Origin of the sequence: Defluviimonas salinarum (assembly GCF_026013545.1) — a bacterium.
GTDB classification, from domain to species: domain Bacteria; phylum Pseudomonadota; class Alphaproteobacteria; order Rhodobacterales; family Rhodobacteraceae; genus Albidovulum; species Albidovulum salinarum.
The window spans coordinates 229,115-246,965 of record NZ_JAPDOG010000002.1 but is presented as its reverse complement, the minus strand read 5'-3'; the positions used below and the strand labels follow the sequence as shown (position 1 = coordinate 246,965).

Annotated in this window: 13 protein-coding genes; 8 read left to right on the top strand and 5 right to left on the bottom strand. The window is 64.9% G+C overall.

Going from position 1 to position 17,851, the window contains the following annotated elements; genetic code table 11:
- Nucleotides 1-348: 348 nt before the first annotated feature.
- The 4 genes from OM960_RS03505 to OM960_RS03490 form a co-directional block, all read right to left on the bottom strand.
- On the bottom strand, nt 349-2,343 hold the full coding sequence (locus OM960_RS03505; protein WP_263335590.1) for a Calx-beta domain-containing protein: 1,995 nt from the start codon (nt 2,341-2,343) through the stop codon (nt 349-351).
- A gap of 154 nt (nt 2,344-2,497) precedes the next feature.
- Nucleotides 2,498-3,694: a glycosyltransferase family 4 protein gene (locus OM960_RS03500; protein ID WP_263335591.1), complete on the bottom strand. Its 1,197-nt coding sequence runs from the start codon at nt 3,692-3,694 to the stop codon at nt 2,498-2,500.
- Nucleotides 3,695-4,199: 505 nt separating this feature from the next.
- Nucleotides 4,200-6,131 (bottom strand): GumC family protein, encoded by a 1,932-nt coding sequence (locus OM960_RS03495; protein ID WP_263335593.1) that lies wholly within the window; start codon nt 6,129-6,131, stop codon nt 4,200-4,202.
- Nucleotides 6,128-7,372 carry an O-antigen ligase family protein gene (locus tag OM960_RS03490; protein WP_264771077.1) on the bottom strand — a complete coding sequence of 415 codons (1,245 nt, stop codon included), beginning with the start codon at nt 7,370-7,372 and terminating at the stop codon, nt 6,128-6,130. Before OM960_RS03490 ends, OM960_RS03495 begins: the two co-directional genes overlap by 4 nt.
- A gap of 568 nt (nt 7,373-7,940) precedes the next feature.
- Here OM960_RS03490 and OM960_RS03485 point away from each other — a divergent pair.
- The 8 genes from OM960_RS03485 (at nt 7,941) to OM960_RS03450 (ending at nt 16,671) form a co-directional block, all read left to right on the top strand.
- Nucleotides 7,941-8,663 (top strand): nucleotidyltransferase family protein, encoded by a 723-nt coding sequence (locus OM960_RS03485; RefSeq protein WP_263335596.1) that lies wholly within the window; start codon nt 7,941-7,943, stop codon nt 8,661-8,663.
- Nucleotides 8,664-8,731: 68 nt separating this feature from the next.
- Nucleotides 8,732-9,868: a DegT/DnrJ/EryC1/StrS family aminotransferase gene (locus OM960_RS03480; protein ID WP_264771076.1), complete on the top strand. Its 1,137-nt coding sequence runs from the start codon at nt 8,732-8,734 to the stop codon at nt 9,866-9,868.
- Complete coding sequence (locus OM960_RS03475) at nt 9,865-10,650, top strand: sugar transferase (RefSeq protein WP_264771075.1); 786 nt, start codon at nt 9,865-9,867, stop codon at nt 10,648-10,650. Before OM960_RS03480 ends, OM960_RS03475 begins: the two co-directional genes overlap by 4 nt.
- A 5-nt stretch (nt 10,651-10,655) precedes the next feature.
- Nucleotides 10,656-11,675, top strand: a complete 1,020-nt coding sequence (locus OM960_RS03470) for an SDR family NAD(P)-dependent oxidoreductase (protein WP_263335603.1) — start codon at nt 10,656-10,658, stop codon at nt 11,673-11,675.
- Entirely contained in the window at nt 11,672-12,973 is a 1,302-nt protein-coding gene (locus tag OM960_RS03465; RefSeq protein WP_264771074.1) for a polysaccharide biosynthesis/export family protein, read from the top strand. Before OM960_RS03470 ends, OM960_RS03465 begins: the two co-directional genes overlap by 4 nt.
- A gap of 19 nt (nt 12,974-12,992) precedes the next feature.
- Nucleotides 12,993-13,757, top strand: coding sequence for an AAA family ATPase (locus tag OM960_RS03460; RefSeq protein ID WP_264771073.1), 765 nt, complete (start codon nt 12,993-12,995; stop codon nt 13,755-13,757).
- Nucleotides 13,754-15,139 (top strand): oligosaccharide flippase family protein, encoded by a 1,386-nt coding sequence (locus OM960_RS03455; RefSeq protein ID WP_263335610.1) that lies wholly within the window; start codon nt 13,754-13,756, stop codon nt 15,137-15,139. Before OM960_RS03460 ends, OM960_RS03455 begins: the two co-directional genes overlap by 4 nt.
- Nucleotides 15,140-15,153: 14 nt before the next feature.
- Complete coding sequence (locus OM960_RS03450) at nt 15,154-16,671, top strand: AAA family ATPase (RefSeq protein ID WP_264771072.1); 1,518 nt, start codon at nt 15,154-15,156, stop codon at nt 16,669-16,671.
- 24 nt (nt 16,672-16,695) lie between these two features.
- Here OM960_RS03450 and OM960_RS03445 read toward each other — a convergent pair whose 3' ends face one another.
- On the bottom strand, nt 16,696-17,292 hold the full coding sequence (locus tag OM960_RS03445; protein ID WP_264771071.1) for a LuxR C-terminal-related transcriptional regulator: 597 nt from the start codon (nt 17,290-17,292) through the stop codon (nt 16,696-16,698).
- Between the last annotated feature and the right edge of the window lie 559 nt (nt 17,293-17,851).

Sequence of the window (17,851 nt, the reverse complement as noted above, 5' to 3'; positions counted from 1 at the left end):
GCCGCCTTCCGTGGCGCGCGTCGTCGTGATGTTGGTCAGGGGATGGCGCGGGACACCGATTACCCTCGCGATCTTCGAGAGGGAAAACGCCAGTTCCGGCTTTTCGCAATACGCGTCAGGGCCGCAGCCCAGTATCAGTCAGAATGGCAAGGTGCATCGCTCGTGCCAGATCCACATTTGCTCTGCCATTCTGATGTTTGAATCGGTGGTTTGATGGGGCGATCCGTTCTCCCCATTCTCCGGCATAAAAGGGCGCAGGTTAGAATGCCCTCGAAGCACCCGAAACGGCGCCCGCCCAAGCGTGGCGGCGGGCCTGCGCCCGCCGCCCAGGGCAGCCGTGAACTCGGGTCAGGCAACCATCCAGGCCGAAGCCGGATCCTGCGTGTCGCCTAGATCGATCTCGATCAGCCGCCCGTCATCGACGTGGCTCCAGCCGTAATCCGCGACATAGAGGTGCATCTCGCCGGATCCATCGCTCGCCGGCGCGAAAGCGAGGTCCTTTACGCTGACCCGATGGTTGGTTCCTTCGGCGCGGGCATCCGTCAAGGCATCGATCACCTCGAGAATGGTCCCGTTGAAATCGACTTTCCAGATCAGGTCGCTGAAACCGCCGCCCACATAGAAGACCCCCTCATCGGGATCGTAGGCCAGCGCCTCGGGGTCCATGATTGTTGTCGGGACCGTGAACGATCTGAAAAGCTGCGTTCCGGTTTGGTCCACCTCTATGACCGTTCTCGAGAGGCCGTTGAGAATGAAGAGGTGTCCGCTGACCGGGTCGAAGGCCACGTCCTCCGGGTCGATACCGCCAAGGGGAACGGTATCGAACTCCCACAGCACCGATGTCGGATTACTCGCGTCGACGACGAAGACCTTGTACAAATCGTCATCGGTGATGAACAGCCGCCCATTCTGGGCATCAATGGCCAGGCCGGTGGGCTCGTCAGTGAAGGGAAGCGACAGACTCGACACCAACGAACCATCCAGCGACGCTTCGAAGAAGTTGTTGGCGCGGGAGAAGGGCATCTCGTCGACCTCGGAATCGACGATTATCAGCCTGCCCGTCAAGGGATTGTATATGATACCCGACGGGTCCGTCGAACCCAAGGAGACGGTGAAGTGATCGGCCACGACCTCCGGCCGCTCGTCCTCGATTGTGGCGGTGGCGGACCTGATTCCGATCCCCAGCGCCTCGCCCGTCACCGCGTCTTCGACACGGTCGATTTTCAACGAGAACCGCTCCACACCCTCGGCGAAGTCGTCATCCGTAATCGCGACAGCGACATAGGCAAAGGTGGACCCGGCCTTGACCGTCACCGTGTGTCCGCTGAGCGTCCCATAGTCGACTCCGTCGGTAGCCGTACCCTCCCGCGTGCTCAGCCTGAACACGACGTCGTGATCAAGTGCTTGCGACAGCTGAAGAACAAACATCACCTTGCCGGCGTCCTCCTCAGTCCGGCCGGGTGTCGCAAGAGCGATCGACGCCGTCACATTGGCGGGCGCGCCGTAGGAGATGATGTCAGCCGCGGTCAAGGTCACGCCCGTGGTGAACTGCACAAGCGTTGTCGCGGACTGGGAGCCGCTTCCGTCAGGATCCCAGAGCAGCGCAGGCTTGGACCCGGCAGGCTTGAAGATGAACTGCCCGTGACTCGCGGTGGTAGGGGCGTCGATAGCGAAGTAGCTCGGGTCGAGCTGCCCCCCAATCAGACCGGAACCTTCCGAGAGCCCGAACGCGGCGGCATAGATGCCGATCCGGTCCACCGCCTCGTAATCGTAAATCCGGTCTGTCAGATTGTCCCCAGTGCCGAAAACGAACGTATCAGCGCCGACGCCGCCATACAGGTAATCCTTGCCGAGGCCGCCGATCAGGACATCGTTGCCGTCATAACCGTACAGGGTGTCGGTGCCACCGCCACCGAAGAGGATATTGTTCGCTTCATTGCCCTTGATCGTATTCGACAGATCGTTCCCGGCACCGTTCAGATTGCTGGTCCCGGTCAGGTCCAGCTTTTCCACGTAGGCGCCCAAGGCGTAGCTGATGGTGCTGACGACGTAATCCGTGCCGCCGTCGTCCACGCCCGGAACGGTCTCTTCGCTGACCACATCGTTCGGATCGTCCACGCGGTACGTGTCGTTGCCGGCGCCGCCGTACATGGTGTCCGCACCCGTGCCGCCGTCCAGAAGGTCGTTGCCGTCCCCACCGTACAGAAGGTCATCGCCCCCTTCGGCATAAAGCCGGTCCTTGCCAGCATAGCCGAACAGACGCTCGTTGAATCCGGATCCAATCAGATCGTCGTCTCCGACGGTACCAAAAATATCGCGAATTACTTTGTTTGGAATTCCCATATTCTTAACCTTCCGCTGCACAGAGTACTGTCAGGGTGCGGTCAAAGCCCCTTCCCCTCCTTAGAATACGCCTTTGCCAGCCAGAACGCCTCGACCTTTAGGATCTAATCGTTGGTACGACCAACGGCGTATATTGACTTTTCGCATTTGGGTGTCATGCCGTCGGCTCGTCGGCCGCCGGCAATTCGGCCATGGTGTCTTCCCGATCTCGCAGGATGGTATCGTAAAGTTGCGCCATCCGATCGGCCATGACCTCCAGGCTGAATTGCTCCCGTGCGACGGCATCTGCACGCCCCGCCATGGCGCGCGCGGCCTCGGGATCCTCGAGCACCTGGATGATGCCGTCGGCCAGCCGTTCGGGATCGCCCGGCGGCGCCAGGAGGCCGTTCCAACCATCCCGGATCACTTCCCGGCAACCCGGCATCGCCGAGGAAACGATGGGCAAGCCTGCGAGCGACGCCTCCAGCAGCGCGCGCGCGACTCCTTCCCGGTACTCGGTAGGGAAGGCGAACACGTCCGCCATGCGCATCAGCGCCGGCACGTCCCGCCGCGCGCCGGTGGCAATGACGTAGGGCGAATGCGCCTCGATTTCCGCAGCCGAAACCGCGAGTGGACCCTCGCTCTCGCGCGGACCGACGAGGACGAAGCGTACGCCGGGGCGCACGCGGTGGACGATGGCGGCGGCCTTCAAGAGCGTGGGAATGCCTTTCTGGCGGGTCATGCGGGACACTGTAACGACCACCTCGGCATCGCCGAGGCCCAGTTCGTCGCGCATCGCCTCGCGCGAGGGCAGTTCGGCCAGCGCGCGCTCGAATGCCTTCACGTCCACGCCGCTGCCGCCGGCCGGGATCAACACGCCGCGGCGACCGTCAATGCGGTTTCTTCGGAAGAAGTCACGGTCGTCCTCGATCTGGAACACAGTGGCTGCGGTGCGGCGCGCAGCGAGACGATGCAGCGTCTGGAGGACGGGTCGGGTTGCCACCGCCAGGGGCGCGCGCGAGGAGTAAACCCAGGATCGCCCACAGATCGTCCGGACCGCCTTTGTGCCTGTACCTGAAAGGCCGGAAGCGAGAGGCACGAGTAGGCAGGGCTTTGTGTCAAATCCCTGCGCAATATCCGGCTGAAGCTCACGCAATATCGCAACCAAACGGCGCAAAGCGCGCAAGTCCGACCCCGGGCTAATGAAGCGGTCGAACGGGAAGGACACAAAGTCGATCCCGTGGCTCAGGAAAGGCGCGGGATCGCCACTCCCCGCGGCCGTCACACGGTATCCGCGACGGCGCATGGCAAGGATGAAGGGAATGCGAAGATTATTGTCCTCGCCACCGACATAGAGAACGTGGGCAGGCATCTCAGCTACTCCTTTCGCGCTTCTGAGCCGCGTACGGTCGCCAGTGGCAACTCGGACGAGCATCGAGAAAGCGGCCCGCAATAGATCCGTTGACTTTGTTCCATTCACGGTCGTCGCAGACCGCGCCACAAAGCCACGCCAACAGGGACGAGCGCGCAAGATCGCGGGCACAAGCGCATGTGTGGCCCGCTCTTTTCATATCAGCGGGCGCCGGCGATCAGGGAAGCCGCAAGCGCCCTCGGTCTTTGTGAGCTCTCGGCGCCCGATCGCTCCGGTTATGAACGGCAGGTTCCTAATCTTACCCTCCCAGTGAAGCTTTCCGAATGATCCGACCGCGCGGTCCCGCTTCGCGAAGCGAGCCGGCCGCACCTTCTGCAGGCTCGTCAATATCGATTGCGGACGCGCATCTCATGGAACAAAGGTCTTTGACCCAAGGCCATTGCCCCCTTGGAACGCCTTCACAGCGCCGAAGGAGTTCGAAGCATCGCCCCATAGGATAGAGTCCTCAGGCACGCTGAACCGCCGTGGTCATGTTGCGCTCCTCGCCGTACCGATGACGCGCATGACGGCGCATGTCGGCCTGGGCGATCACGACCGAAACCACCGGCATGAAGCCCCCCATCGCGCGCAGGCCGTGCAACGCGGCCTGGGCTGCGCGGGCTTCGGTGGCGCCCCACTTCACCACGAACAGAACGCGATCGACCATCGAAGCAAGGAGACGCGTCTCCGTGGCGCTGGCGGCGGGCGCGCTGTCGATCACGATGTAATCGTAGGTCTTGGCGAGTCGGGTCAGGAGTTCCGGAAACTCGTCGGTGCACAGGACCGTGAGTGGATCGGCGTCACGCCGCAACGGGGAAAGATAGTCGACGCCCAGCGCCTCAACCCTGCGGATCGCATTTTCCGGGGGCTCGTCGAGCAGTTCTTCGGGTTCGGGCTCGCCCAGCGCGGCGGCGACTCCCAGCCGCCGGACATTCAGATCCATCAGCAGGACCCGGCGGTTCAAACGCGCGGCATAAAGTGCGAAGGCGACAGCGGTGGTTGTGGCACCGTCGCCTTCTGCGACCGATGTTACGAGGAAGGTTCGCGGCTCCAGGGCCGATCCGACGCGCTTTCGCGCTGCAACCGATATGGCGCGGACGGCTTCGACGTAGGGCGTGAACGGGTCCTGTGGCAGAATGTCGGACGGATCTTTCGCCAGCGTTCTCGGGCGTTTCGGCACCAACCCAATGCACGGAACCTGCAACGTGTCTTCCACGTCCTGCTCGCTCCGCAGACGCTGGTCGGCGCGCTCCAGCAACAGCGCGACCATGGCGCCGATCGCCGCCGTGCCGACGATTGCAGGGAACAGGAACAAGAGCGGATTGGGGGAACTTGGCACTTCCGGAACCTCCGCCAGCGAGACGATGCGCGCCGGAGGCCGTCCGGGGCCGCGGCTGACGAGATCGGCGCGGCGACGGATCAGGCTTTCATAGGCCTCTTCAGCTGCCGTCACTTCCCGCTCGAGCTCCCGCAACTGGATCTGCTGCTCGCCCGCGGCGGCGCCCGCCGCCCGCAACGCATTGAGGCGCTCATCGATATCGCCGACTCGCGCCACCGCCTCGGCGCGCGCCCGCTCCAGCTCGTCACGGTCCACCCGCAGCGATTGCGCTTTGACGTTGCCTCCGGCCGCATCGCCACGCGCTGGATCTCCGACGACCACCGCACCTCTGGCATCCACATTCGCCACGCGGGTTGCGTTTTCTCCCACGCTGCGCAGTTGTGCCTCGCGAGTCGCCAGTTCGGCACTCGCTATGGAGAGTTGTCGGCTCATCTGACCGATCTGGATGTCAATCTCGTCGGCCCGGCCGGCGTCGATCACACCGTTGGCGACGCGATAAACCCTCAGCTCGTCGATGGTCCGATCAAGATCGTCGCGAGCTGTTTCCAGACGGGCGGCAACGGCATGCAGCGCCTTGTCGTGCTCGACCTCCAGACGATCCGTTACTCCGTCCAGATAGACCTCGATGGTCTTGTTTGCGACCGTGGCCGCCACTTCGGGATTGCTGGAGGAGAACGTAACCGAGATCAGCCGCGATCCGTGCTCCTTAAAGACTCGCAAACGCTCTTCCAACGCCTCGTAACCGGGCAAGCCCATCGCGTCCTCTGCCACCGCATCGGCCTCCTCAAGGTTCGTGGCCAGACGCCGGAGTTGGTCAGGCGACCTCAGAAGCTCAAGGAAAGTGGCCACCGCAGCGTCGTCCATGGTCTCTACGCCGTCGCGGATTTCGGAGACCAGCAGCATCTGCGCCTTGGCCGTGTAGGTCGGTGGCAGCAGAAAGGCAGCAGCGCCGACCACGACGCCGCCAAAAAGCGTGACCAAGGCGATCAGAAGCCAACGTCTCCGCAAAAGGGTCGAAACCTGGCGGAAGTGCAGGGCGTCCGCATTATCATAAATCATTGCACAGCCTCCGAACGACGCAGGCGGAGCGCCGAGCGTGTCCGCTCCGCCTCAAGAAGGCACAGCACGATCCCGAACCAGAAGATCGGGTGCCGCACCATGAAATGGAACATGCTGAATACCGCCCACGCCATGACAAGGGCGGTCAATACCGGCAGCCGGGCTCGCCAGCCCGAGTGCAACGTGGACACGCAGATCCAGATGAATGCCGCAAACGCCACGAGCCCGCCCTGCGTGAAGAGGTCAAGCGAGGTGTTGTGGGCCTCGAACTTGTTCGGAGGCGGTCGCTTCCAGGACTTGACCGTCGTGAGGTGCGGGCCAGGCCCGTAGCCGATCATTCCGGATTCCAGACCTTTTTCCCAAGCCTCCATCCAAAGATTCAACCGCAGCTCACCTTGCCCGTTGTCGGAGTATACTTCGGCGGAGTAATCCTCGACCCGTTCCAGCGCCGCCGACGTGAACGGCACCGCTGACGCGGCGGCGAGGGGGAGCGAGAGCAGGCCAAGCACCACGGTCGATCCCCGCAGGGTGGGCGCCATCTCGAGGTTCTGTAGCCACGTGATGGATTTTAGGATCAGGAACACCGAGCCGGCGGCCATCAGCGCGACGACCAGTGCGTCGCTCCGGCTCAGGATGCCCCCCAAAGCCGCCAGCGCTCCACAAGCAAGAGCCGTCACGGCCTCACGCGGCGCACGGGCGGTTTCGGCGAGGTAGGACGCAAGAAGAAACAAGAAAAGCGCAAAGAAGGCGAACTGGTTGGCGTTGACCGACCAGCCGATCAGCCGCTCGAAATACCAGGTATTGGTGCCCAGAGACGGGAAAAGGCCATAGCCGCCAGCGAGCTGCATCGACATCGACACAGTCCCGATCCCCACCACCAGCCAGACGGCACGCCGGCGCCGCTCCGCGTCACCGAGTTCGAGCGCGAACATGCAGGCCAGCGCGCAGGACAGCGAATAGGCGAAGATGTCATGGATGATGCCGCTGTAGAAATGGAACGGCTCGCGGACAAGTCCGACGATCATCCCGGCGCTTTGCGCCAATAGAAGCGCGAACCAGAACGCGCTCAGGCGCCGCAGGGCGAGGTTGCCCGTAATCGCCGGCTGCAGGAATTGCCGAAGTGCGGCGATCCCCAGCCAGGCGACCAGCATGAGTTCCCCGGGCCCGAGCGGCAACCCGCCGAACCGCAACTGGGTCGACGGATAAAGCACCAGACCGAAAGCAAGAAGGATCGTCGTCATGGCGCGCGATACGTGGTGTCAATGAAGCGCCATGACGTCGAATGCGGCCTTGAAGTATCAAGACAAATGAAAAGACCTTTGCGCATAAATCGAAATCCCCTCGCACTCACTTTACTCGACACGCCGGGCAGGCTTGCTGCCCGGGAACCGTCGCGTCTTAAAACCAAGATCCGGCCGGCCTCTATACAATCCGGTCGGCACATATAGGCCGATCTCGTGGACGCACGCTAAATCCGGCCCCGAAATCGGAGGAGCTCCGCCGCGGCCCTAAACAGATTAATGCTCGCACAAGCCCGTTAGCGGTCGAAGTTCAACTAGGGAGTAATCCCGGCCTCATGCCAATTGAGTACCCCCCGTTCCCCACAGAGTGCTCATCCCCCCCCAATGCATATACCTTGAATGGGCGACTGAATCCGCCGGGGGGGCTGCGTTACCATAAACTAAGCCGCGAGAACGTAGAGAGCTGAACGCATTCTCGTCCAGTCACGGATCGCATGGTGCGATTGTCCTTGGGTGCGAGATTATTTGAAGCGTCTTTGAGCATGTGTCTTTGTAAGGAGCGAGTGAAATGAAGGTTGTTATCCAGTGCGGGGGTAAGGGAACGCGCCTGCGTCCATACACCATGGTTCTTCCCAAACCTCTGATGCCAGTCCAATCCCAACCTGTTCTCGAACTGCTGCTCAAATGGCTTCGTCGCAACGACGTCCGCGATGTCTATATCACGACCGGCTATCTCGGCCATCTGATCCGCAGCTTCTGCGGCGACGGCCGCCAGTGGTCGATGAACATCCGCTACACGATCGAGAGGCAACCCCTGGGCACGATCGGCCCCCTCGGGATGCTGCGCGACGAACTCGACACGACCTTCATGGTCATCAATGGCGACGTTCTGACCGATCTCAGCATCGGCGCCTTCGCCGCCTGCCACCACCGCTGCGGCGGCCTTGTCACCGTTGCAACCGCGCTGCGCGAGACGCCGCTCGAATTCGGCGTGATCGATGCGCCCGAAGGCCGGGTCAAGAGCTTCAAGGAGAAGCCCAGCCTTACCAACCTGATGAGCATGGGCGTCTATTGCATGGAGCCCGAGGCGCTGGAATACGTTCCGGACGGCGTGCCCTTCGGCTTCGATGACCTGATGTATTGCCTGCTCGCACGCGACAAGCCCGTCTACACGTACCGGCACGACGGGCTGTGGCTCGATATCGGCCGCGTCGACGATTTCCAGAGCGCCCAGATCCTGGACTGGGACGAACAGTCGCCCGCGCATGAGCGCCTGGGTGCCGTTTCCTGACGTTCTGCCAGCCAAGCCGAAAGGATTGGCAGCGGTGGGCTGAACGGTGTGCGAGTAAGGAGATTTCGATGCTGCTCGTGTCAGAACCCGTCCTGGGACCCGAGGAGAAAGCGGCCGTCGCTCAGGTGATCGAGGACGGCTGGATCACGCTCGGCCCGCGTGTGGCCGCTTTCGAGCGAGCCTTCGCGGAACGTCACGGCGCCGGTGACGCCGTCGCGGTCAATTCCTGCACCGCGGCTCTGCACCTCGCGCTCGAGGCGCTCGGCATCGGGCCCGGCGACGAGGTGCTGGCGCCGTCGCTGACCTTCGTGGCCACGGTGAACGCCATCCACTACACCGGCGCGGAGCCGGTGCTGGTGGATATCGAGAGCCTCGACGAGCCGCTGATGTCGCTTGAAAAAGCGGAGGCGCGCGTGACACCGCGCACCCGCGCCGTGATGCTGATGCACTTTGCCGGCCATCTCGCCGAGCGCGCGGCCTGGCGGGCCTTCGCCGACCGTCACGGCCTCCTGCTGATCGAGGACGCCGCCCATGCGGTCGGCGTGCCGGAGGTCGGCAGCTACGGCGACGCGGCGGCCTTCAGCTTTTACGGCAACAAGAACATGACCACCGCCGAGGGCGGCATGATCCTCATGCGCGACCCCGCGCTGCTGGACCGCGCGCGCCGGATGCGGGCTCACGGCATGACGTCCAACGCTCACCAGCGGCTTCAGGCGCGGTCCGTGCAATATGACGTGGTCTCGCCCGGCTGGAACTACCGGATGGACGAGATCCGGGCGGCGCTGGGCCTCGTGCAACTCGCGCGGCTCGACGCGTTCAATGCGCGGCGCTCGGAACTGGCGGCTCTCTACCGGGGGCGTCTGGCGCCCCTGCAGGCGCGCGGCGCGCTCGGCGTGCCACGGCCCCGCAGCGGCGCATCGGCCGACCACATCTTCCCCGTCGTCCTGCCGGCCGGCGCCGACCGCAACGCCGTCGCGGCGGCGATGGCCGACGCGGGCGTGCAGACGTCGGTCCATTACCCGCCGGTGCATGAACTCTCCTATTACCGCGACCGCTGGCCCGAACTGCACCTTCCGGTGACGGAGGAGTTCGCACGCAGGGAGCTGACCCTGCCGCTTCATCCGAAGATGACCGAAGCGGACGTCGAGCGTGCCGCGCGCGTGCTCGAGGCCGCAATGCAGCCGATCAAGGGAGCCGCCGCATGACGACACTCCGCGCCTCACAACAGCCGACGCCATCCGAAGCCCTGAGCCGGGCGCTCGACCTCGTGCTGGCGACCGTGGGCGTGATCGTCCTCGCGCCGCTGATGCTCCTGATCACGATCGCGATCCTTTTGGAGACCGGCCGGCCGATCCTGTTCGCGCAGGTGCGTCTCGGCAAGGGCGGGAAGCGCTTCTGGATGTACAAGTTCCGCAAGTTCGGCCCCAACCCCGCGACGCAGGGGTGCCCGCTCACGGTCAAGGGCGATCCGCGGATGACGCGGGTCGGGCGGGTCCTCGAGGCGACCAAGCTCGACGAACTGCCGCAACTGTTCAACATCCTGCGCGGCGAGATGGCCTTCGTCGGCCCGCGCCCCGAAAGCCTGGATTTCGCGGACTGCTTCGAAGGCGCCTTCCTCGGGGTGCTGGAGCACCGGCCCGGCATCTTCGGTCCGAGCCAGGTCGCATTCCGCAGCGAAGCCGATCTCTATCCGGCAGAAAAGGATCCGACGGTCTTCTACCGGCGCGTGCTCTTTCCTACCAAGGCGACGCTCGACCTCCAGTACTACCCCAATCGGACCACGATCCGGGACATCGGCTGGCTGTTGCGCGGCGTGCTGGCGGTTCTGGGCGCGACGCCCGCGCCAGCATCCAACGTTCCGCTCGCCGGGAAGTCCGTCACGAAAGCGGCGCGGCGCCGCGCTCCCGGCCGTGGCACGGGGCGCCGCTCGCTCGGAAGCCTGAATCCAGAGTATGACCCGGCCGCCAAAAGAATTCCCGGAGAATGAGGAATATGCATACCAAGTCTGCCTACGAAGGCCGCAATGTCCTGGTCACCGGCGCGGACGGCTTCATCGGCTCGCACCTGACCGAGGCGCTGATCGCGGCCGGCGCCAATGTCACGGCGCTATGCCTCTACAACTCCTTCGACTCGCTCGGCTGGATCGACGACCTGCCCGCCGCGGTGCGGTCCTCCGTCAACGCCGTGCGCGGCGACGTGCGGGACGCAGCGCTGATCCACAGGCTGACGGCACGGCAGGACGTGGTCTTCCATCTCGCCGCGCTGATCGCGATCCCGCATTCCTACGTGGCGGCGCAATCCTACGTGGACACCAACGTGAGCGGAACCCTCAACGTGCTCGAGGCCGCGCGAGCGCATGACGTGCCGCGCGTGGTCCACACCTCCACGAGCGAAGTCTACGGAACCGCCCTCACGGTGCCGATCAGCGAGGACCATCCGCTGCAGGGTCAGTCGCCCTATTCAGCCACGAAGATCGGCGCCGACATGCTGGCGGAATCCTTCGCCCGCTCGCACGACATGCCGGTCGCGATCCTGCGGCCCTTCAACACCTTCGGCCCGCGCCAGAGCGAGCGCGCGGTGATCCCGACCGTGCTGCGCCAGGCGCTCGATCCCGAGATTCGCTCCATCCGCGTCGGCGATGTGACGCCGTTGCGCGACTTCACCTACGTCCAGGACACCGCCTCGGCCTTCCTGGCGCTCGGCGGCACGCCCGAGATCCTGTACGGTGTTCCGTACAATGCGGGCACCGGGCATGCCGTTTCGGTCGGCGACCTCATCGAGATGATCCGCGCCATCGTCGGCTGCGCCAAACCCGTGGAGACCGAGGCCGCCCGAATGCGACCACCACGCTCCGAGGTTCGCGAGCTACTCGCCGACAACAGCCGTCTGCGCCAGGCAACGGGGTGGCGGCCGCGTATCGACCTTCCGGAAGGGCTTGCTCGCACTGTCGAGTGGTGGCGCACCCGCCTGAAGAACGGGAAGGTCCGTGAGGAAAAGGGGTACGCGACATGACGATCGGTCATCGGCACTTCACGCTTGCATCGGCTGCCGGGATCACCCTCGCTTCGATACTCTGGAGCACCGGGGTCCGGGCGGACGAGGCATACCGCCTCCTTGCCGGCGACGTCGTCGCCATGAGCATTGCCGGTGTGCCCGACCTCTCGCAGGAGGCGCAGGTGCAACTCGACGGATACCTCAGTTTGCCGCTGATTGGCGAGGTTCGTGCCGCTGGACGCACGATGCCCGATCTGCGCGAGAGCATCCGCGCCGTGGTCACAAGCCGCCTCGTCACTGTCTACACGCCGAACGGGCAGGAGCATCTGCGCTCTTTCGCACGCGACCAGGTCAGCGCCTGGATATCCGAGTATCGGCCGGTGTTCGTCAGCGGTGACGTTGCACGGGCGGGCGAATTCAGATTCCGCCCCGGCATGACGGTTCGACAGATCATCGCCGCCGCCGGCGGCGTTGCGTTGACGCCGGCGGTGGGGCCGGTCGTCAACACGGCGGGGCTCGAAGCCGACTACGTCGGTGCATGGCACGCGCTTGCCGCGATGGAAGCTCGTGTCTGGCGGTTGCGCACGGAACTCGGGGAAGACATCGGCTTCGAGCCCGCCGAGCTGCCACCGCGACCGCAGCGCAACACTGCACTTGAGGATATCCTGCGCGTAGAGAAGGATCTACGCGAAGCGCGCGCCCTCGATCACGAGCGCGAACGCAGCTTCCTGGAACGCTCCCTTACCCAGATTGACCAGCAGACGGCCGTGCTGGTGCGCCAGCTCGAAGTGGAGAAGGAGACCGAGGTCGCCGACGCCGCGGATCTCGAACAGGCGCGCGAATTAAGCGGCAAGGGCCTCTACACCCAGTCCCGCCTGTCCGACCTCCGCAGCGCGGCACTCATCTCCGCGACCCGCCGGTTGCAGACGGAAACCAACCTGATGCAACTGGAGCGGCGCAAGATAGAGGTCGCACGCGAGTTGGAGCGGCTGGACGACCACCGACACCTGTCACTACTGGACGAGATCCAGCAGGCGCGGGTCAAGCGCGCGGCCGAAGCCGCCAAGCTGAATGAGCTCGTCGCCCGGCTGGAAGCGGCGGGCTTGGCCCCGCCAGCCGCCGGCACGCATGGCAAGATCGTCGTGACCGTCGTGCGCGCCAGCGCCGAGGAGTCGATCGAGGCCGCGCTCGACCTCGAGCTGGAACCGGGCGACGTCGTCCAGGTTGCCCGGCAGTCCATTGTCGAGGCGCAACAATTCGGCGCGGTTTCGGCGCCGGGGACAGCGCTCCTCCGCACGGCTGCGGATCTGCCTTGAAGGCCGGGAGCGAAGCATAATGTACACCGCATCGCCCGCCACTTTTCAAAAGGACGCCGACCTGCCGGGCTTGGTCGTCGAACTCGTGGGCCCTTCCGCCTCAGGCAAAACGACGCTCGCGAAAGCTGTCGTCAAAGAATTCCCCGAAGTACGTCTGGTGGCAAGCGCCCGCCCTGCCGAAATGGAGACCGCGGCCCGGTCCCGCCTTCTCCCGGTCGCGGCGCGCGGCGCAAAAATCGTGCAGGCGATCCCGCATCTAGGTAACCGCACGCGCTCCTGTGACACGACCGAACGGCTTATTGCGCTGCTTCCACCCGCGAGCCCGCTCAAACGGCTAAGGTATCGGCGGTATCTGTCGGAGCTCTCTCAGCGCCTGCGCCGCGAGCGCGCCGCCGGAGGAGTTGCTCTTCTCGATCAGGGTTTCGTCACCGCGGTGGGTTCGCTTGCGGCGATCTCAGGAACCTCCGAACTGAACATCCTGGCGCGGGCACTGAGCATCGTGCCGCAGCCGGATCTTGTCGTCTGGATCGAGACGCCACGCGAGGCAATCGCAGGACGGCTGCACGACCGCCGTGCTGCTCAGTCGGCGGCGGAACGTCTGTTCGAGCTCGGCATTCCCGAGACGCTCCGACAGATCGGGATCTTTGAAACGCTGGCGCCCCTGGTCGAAGCCAGCGGAATCCCCGTTATACGGGTCGCCTGCCCGGACCGCGAAGCTCTCGGTCCGGCCGCGGGAGCCATGCGGGGTCGTATCGCTGAACTCATGCGGGAGAAAGAAGCGTGACACGCGTCATCGACCGGGAACCGCCCGCAGCGCAGCGTCGGTGGTCGTTGGCCTTCATCGAGCGGTTACGCGCCCGAGGCCTCGCCTCAAAAGGATTCTCCACGAGCAGCGCCGGAGCATTCGCCGTGCTCGTCGGTGGTGCGGGGGTCAGCTATCTGGCACAGGTTGCCACGGCCCGCCTGGTTGGCGTCGACAGCTTCGGCATCTACATGTACGCCGTTTCCTGGTTGCTTGTCGCCTCCACGCTCTCCACGCTTGGCTTCCATGTCTCGCTCCTTCGGCTCCTCTCTGCCTACCGCGCAGAGGGAAACTGGGCCGCAATGCGGGGTGTGATCCGGTTCACGGCGTTGATCGTGGCCGTCGCGAGTGTGCTGGTCGCGTTGCTCGGGATGGCGCTGACACTGTCGACGGGGGCGGAACCAGAACTGCGAGTTACCCTGCTGATTGCGCTGGTCGCGACGCCGCTGTTCGCTCTTCAACTTGTCGGTGCATCAATCGTGCGGGCCTTCGGCAGTGTCGTCGCCGCGCTCGCGCCACTGCGGCTGGGCCGCGATTCCTTCGCCATTGTCCTGCTGGCGGGCCTCGTGGGTTTTGGTTTCGCACCCGCCACGGCACCGACGGCAATGGCGGCCATGTCGGCAAGCGGCGGCCTGATCCTCGCGATCGCCATCGTCCAAGTCCGGCGCAAGCGCCCGGCGGAACTGGATGGAGTGAGCCCGCACTCCGCGTTGCGCGACTGGATGCGCCCGGCGCTGCCGCTGACCGTCATCATGGGCGCGGACGTGGTCATGGCCCGGTCCGGCATCATCGTCCTCGGACTTCTGGGCGATGCGCGCGGCGCCGGGATTTTCGCCGTCGCGTTCAGCCTGTCCATCCTGATCGCCCTGCCCCGCATGGCGGTGGCGGCCGCCTTCGCGCCGACCGTGGCTTCGCTACATGCCCAGGGCGACCACGATGGCCTGCAGGCGTTGACCAGGCGCGCCGCGCGGCTCACGCTTGCGGGTGCGGCCTGCATTGCCGTGCCGATGCTCATCGCGATGCCGATGCTCCTTGGCTTTTTCGGCCCCGGCTTCGCCGAGGGAGCGCCCGCCGCGGCAGTCCTGGTGGCCGGACAGCTGGTCGCCGCCGCGGCAGGCCCGCAGCAGCACCTGATGACCATGACCGGCCGCGAGACCGCCGGCGCCGCCATGCACTCGGGCGGGGCGCTGATCGGCCTCGTGCTGTGCTTCCTGCTCGCAGGGCCGTTCGGCATTCTCGGCGCGGCCGTTGCGATCTCGACGGGTGTCGTCGCCTGGAACGTAGCAATGGCGTGGTTCGCCTTCACACGGCTTGGCCTGCGGCCGGGTCTTTTTGTGGCAAGAGCCGCACCGTCGCAGATTTGAGGGAAAGCTGACGCATGCACCAGGATCTGAGCTTCACGCCGTCGTCTCGGGAGAACATCGCGCCCGATAACCGTGCGGATCCCATTCACGCCCTGATCGAGGAACTGAATACGGCGGGCCTTCGGTACTGCCACTGGAAGAGCAACATCCGCCTGCCCGAGAGCCTGCGAGGTGAAGATGATCTGGATCTTCTCGTCCACCGCGAGGACGCCGACGCCTTCGATGTCATCCTCGCGCAATGCGGCTTCAAGCCGGCCGTGTCGCGCGGTGGCCTGACCCATCCCGGTGTGTTCCACGCCTATGCGCTGGACGCCTCCGCCTCCCGCCTGTTGCATGTGCATGCCTATTTCCGTGTCGTGACCGGCGACAGCCTCGTCAAGTGTTACCGGCTGCCGATCGAGCGGGATCTGCTCGGTGTCGGAGCGGTTTCGGACACGGTTCCTTTGCCAACGCCCGAAGCAGAGCTCGCGCTCTTCACGCTGCGCATCCTGCTCAAGCACCTCCATCCGGTGGAGATCTGGATGGTCCGGCGCGGCTATGAGGAAGTGGTGCGCGAGCTCGACTGGTTGCGGAACCGAGCCGATTTGCAGGGCGCGGCCGAACTGTGGCGCGCCTGGATGCCGGCGAGCGAGCCTCCGGCACTGGAAACCGCGCTTGCCGCCATAGCCGAGCCCCGCGCCTGGCTGCGCCGCGTCGGCCTCGGCCTACGCCTGGCATCGGGCCTGCTGAACCGCCGGCGGATCGGCACGATCGCCGCCGAGGTCGAGCGGCTGCGCCGGGTCGGGCGGATGGCCATCGGTCGTTTCCGCCGCCGTCGCGATCTGGTTCCCCGGACCGGCGGGCTCATCGTTTCAATGGTCGGGCCGAAGGCGGTGGGCAAGTCAACGCTGAGCGGCGAACTCGCGCGCCGTCTCGGGCGGGAGCTGGACGTGCGGCGCGTCCACGTGGGTAAACCGCCTCCGACGCTCCTGAGCTTCGCGCCGCGGCTTATTCTGCCGCTCGCCCGCCGGCTGTTCAAGGGCGAGCGCTCCGGCGAGTATCAAAAGCCCGAACGCCGTCGCGAGGGGCGTTATTCGCTGCTCTATGTGTTGCGCATGACGCTTGCCGCCTACGACCGGCGGGCGCTGATCCGGAAGTGCTGGAAGGCCGCCGCGAGCGGGACGATTATCGTCACCGACCGCTACCCTTCCGAGACGCCCGGCGCCATCGACAGCAGCTGCTTCAACGATGCCGCGATCGCCGCCTGCGACTCGGGCCTTAAGCGTTGGCTGATGCGGCGGGAGCGCGCACTCTACCTGGGTCTGCCACGCCCCGATCTGGTGATCCGCCTGACGGCTTCGCGCGAGACCGCGGTTCGCCGCGACGCGACCCGGATGAAGGAGGGCGGTCCCGATGCGGACGCCGTGCTGCGGCGCTGGCGGATGGAGACGTCGACCGGTTTCGGACCGGTGCCGGTGATCACCGTCGACACCGACCGCACCATCGAGGAGTCTGCGGCCGACGTGACCCGCGCCGTGTGGCGGGCCATCTGAACCAGTTGGAGAGCATCGGCGGCATCAATGCTCGCCGACGCCAACCTCTCGCGCCCAGAGCGCAACTTCAGTTCGATTGGTAGCGCCGGTCTTTCTCAGGATCGACTTCACATGCACCTTCACGGTGGCGTCGGATATGTCGAGATGGCGCGCGATCACCTTGTTGGGCGCGCCCCTGGCGAGCCCGTCCAGCACCTGCCTCTCGCGCACCGACAGTTTTTCGAGAAGTTCGGGGCCGGAGGTCTCCGCCTCGTCGGCCGCTTGCGCGCTGACGTCATCCCAGCCGACCGGCATCGGGAAGAAATGCTCGCCGAGCGCGATCAGCTCCAGGGATTTCACGAGATTTGCCGGGGTGCTCGTGCTCAGGAGCACCCCATCGACGCGCGCCGCGGCCGCCATGGGGGCCACGGTCTCGCAATTCTGTTCAACCATCAGGGCGATGTGCGCGGACGGGTACCTCTGGCGCAGCAGCTCGGCTTCGTCCGGCTCCAGCCTGCCCTGCCGGACAAGGCTCACGAGGATCACGTCGAGTGCGTCCGACGGATGCGCGGCGGCCGAAGCTTCTTCCACGCTGGACCACGCATCGACCATCTTGAGAGGGCGCCGGCTGAGCACGCGCATCAACCCTTCGCGCATGATGCAATCGGTTTCTATGATTGCAATTGAGAAGGCCGCAGTCATTGTGGAGCCCTCCCGAAATCGCCGAAAATGTTTCGTCGGAAAGCGGGCATCATCAACATATGCACTTGGTACCCCTACAAATTATGTGACAAATATAACACTTATTTGACACTACTTTTCGATTCACCACAAGAGGATATGCCTAATCCCAAAGTGGCAAGCCGACAGGCCTCGCCGGTCAATCATAAGGTTTGTTCAAGAAACTCATAGTTCCGGGCACCGGAGGCTGGCCGGCATCCTCCTCACCGTCCACGCCAAGAGGGCAATCCTTTGAAATAGCGGCGATTGTGCCACATATCCACCCCTTGCACGGGCCGCCCCACCGCAAGGGGGCGAATCGGGCGACTGCCGTCGCAGCCCTTTCCGGCGCGCTCATGGCTTCACGAAGTCGGCCCCCACGAGTTGCCGGGGCATCACCGGTCGCGGAAACCGGCGGGCGGATGCGAGCGGAACTGGTCCGCCATCACCCGCGTCGACCGGGGCCGGGCGGCGACAAGTC

Coding starts and splice junctions, on each gene's coding strand:
- OM960_RS03505 (WP_263335590.1), bottom strand. CDS start 2,343: ATGGGAATTCCAAACAAAGTAATTCGCGATATTTTTGGTACCGTCGGA.
- OM960_RS03500 (WP_263335591.1), bottom strand. CDS start 3,694: ATGCCTGCCCACGTTCTCTATGTCGGTGGCGAGGACAATAATCTTCGC.
- OM960_RS03495 (WP_263335593.1), bottom strand. CDS start 6,131: ATGATTTATGATAATGCGGACGCCCTGCACTTCCGCCAGGTTTCGACC.
- OM960_RS03490 (WP_264771077.1), bottom strand. CDS start 7,372: ATGACGACGATCCTTCTTGCTTTCGGTCTGGTGCTTTATCCGTCGACC.
- OM960_RS03485 (WP_263335596.1), top strand. CDS start 7,941: ATGAAGGTTGTTATCCAGTGCGGGGGTAAGGGAACGCGCCTGCGTCCA.
- OM960_RS03480 (WP_264771076.1), top strand. CDS start 8,732: ATGCTGCTCGTGTCAGAACCCGTCCTGGGACCCGAGGAGAAAGCGGCC.
- OM960_RS03475 (WP_264771075.1), top strand. CDS start 9,865: ATGACGACACTCCGCGCCTCACAACAGCCGACGCCATCCGAAGCCCTG.
- OM960_RS03470 (WP_263335603.1), top strand. CDS start 10,656: ATGCATACCAAGTCTGCCTACGAAGGCCGCAATGTCCTGGTCACCGGC.
- OM960_RS03465 (WP_264771074.1), top strand. CDS start 11,672: ATGACGATCGGTCATCGGCACTTCACGCTTGCATCGGCTGCCGGGATC.
- OM960_RS03460 (WP_264771073.1), top strand. CDS start 12,993: ATGTACACCGCATCGCCCGCCACTTTTCAAAAGGACGCCGACCTGCCG.
- OM960_RS03450 (WP_264771072.1), top strand. CDS start 15,154: ATGCACCAGGATCTGAGCTTCACGCCGTCGTCTCGGGAGAACATCGCG.
- OM960_RS03445 (WP_264771071.1), bottom strand. CDS start 17,292: ATGCGCGTGCTCAGCCGGCGCCCTCTCAAGATGGTCGATGCGTGGTCC.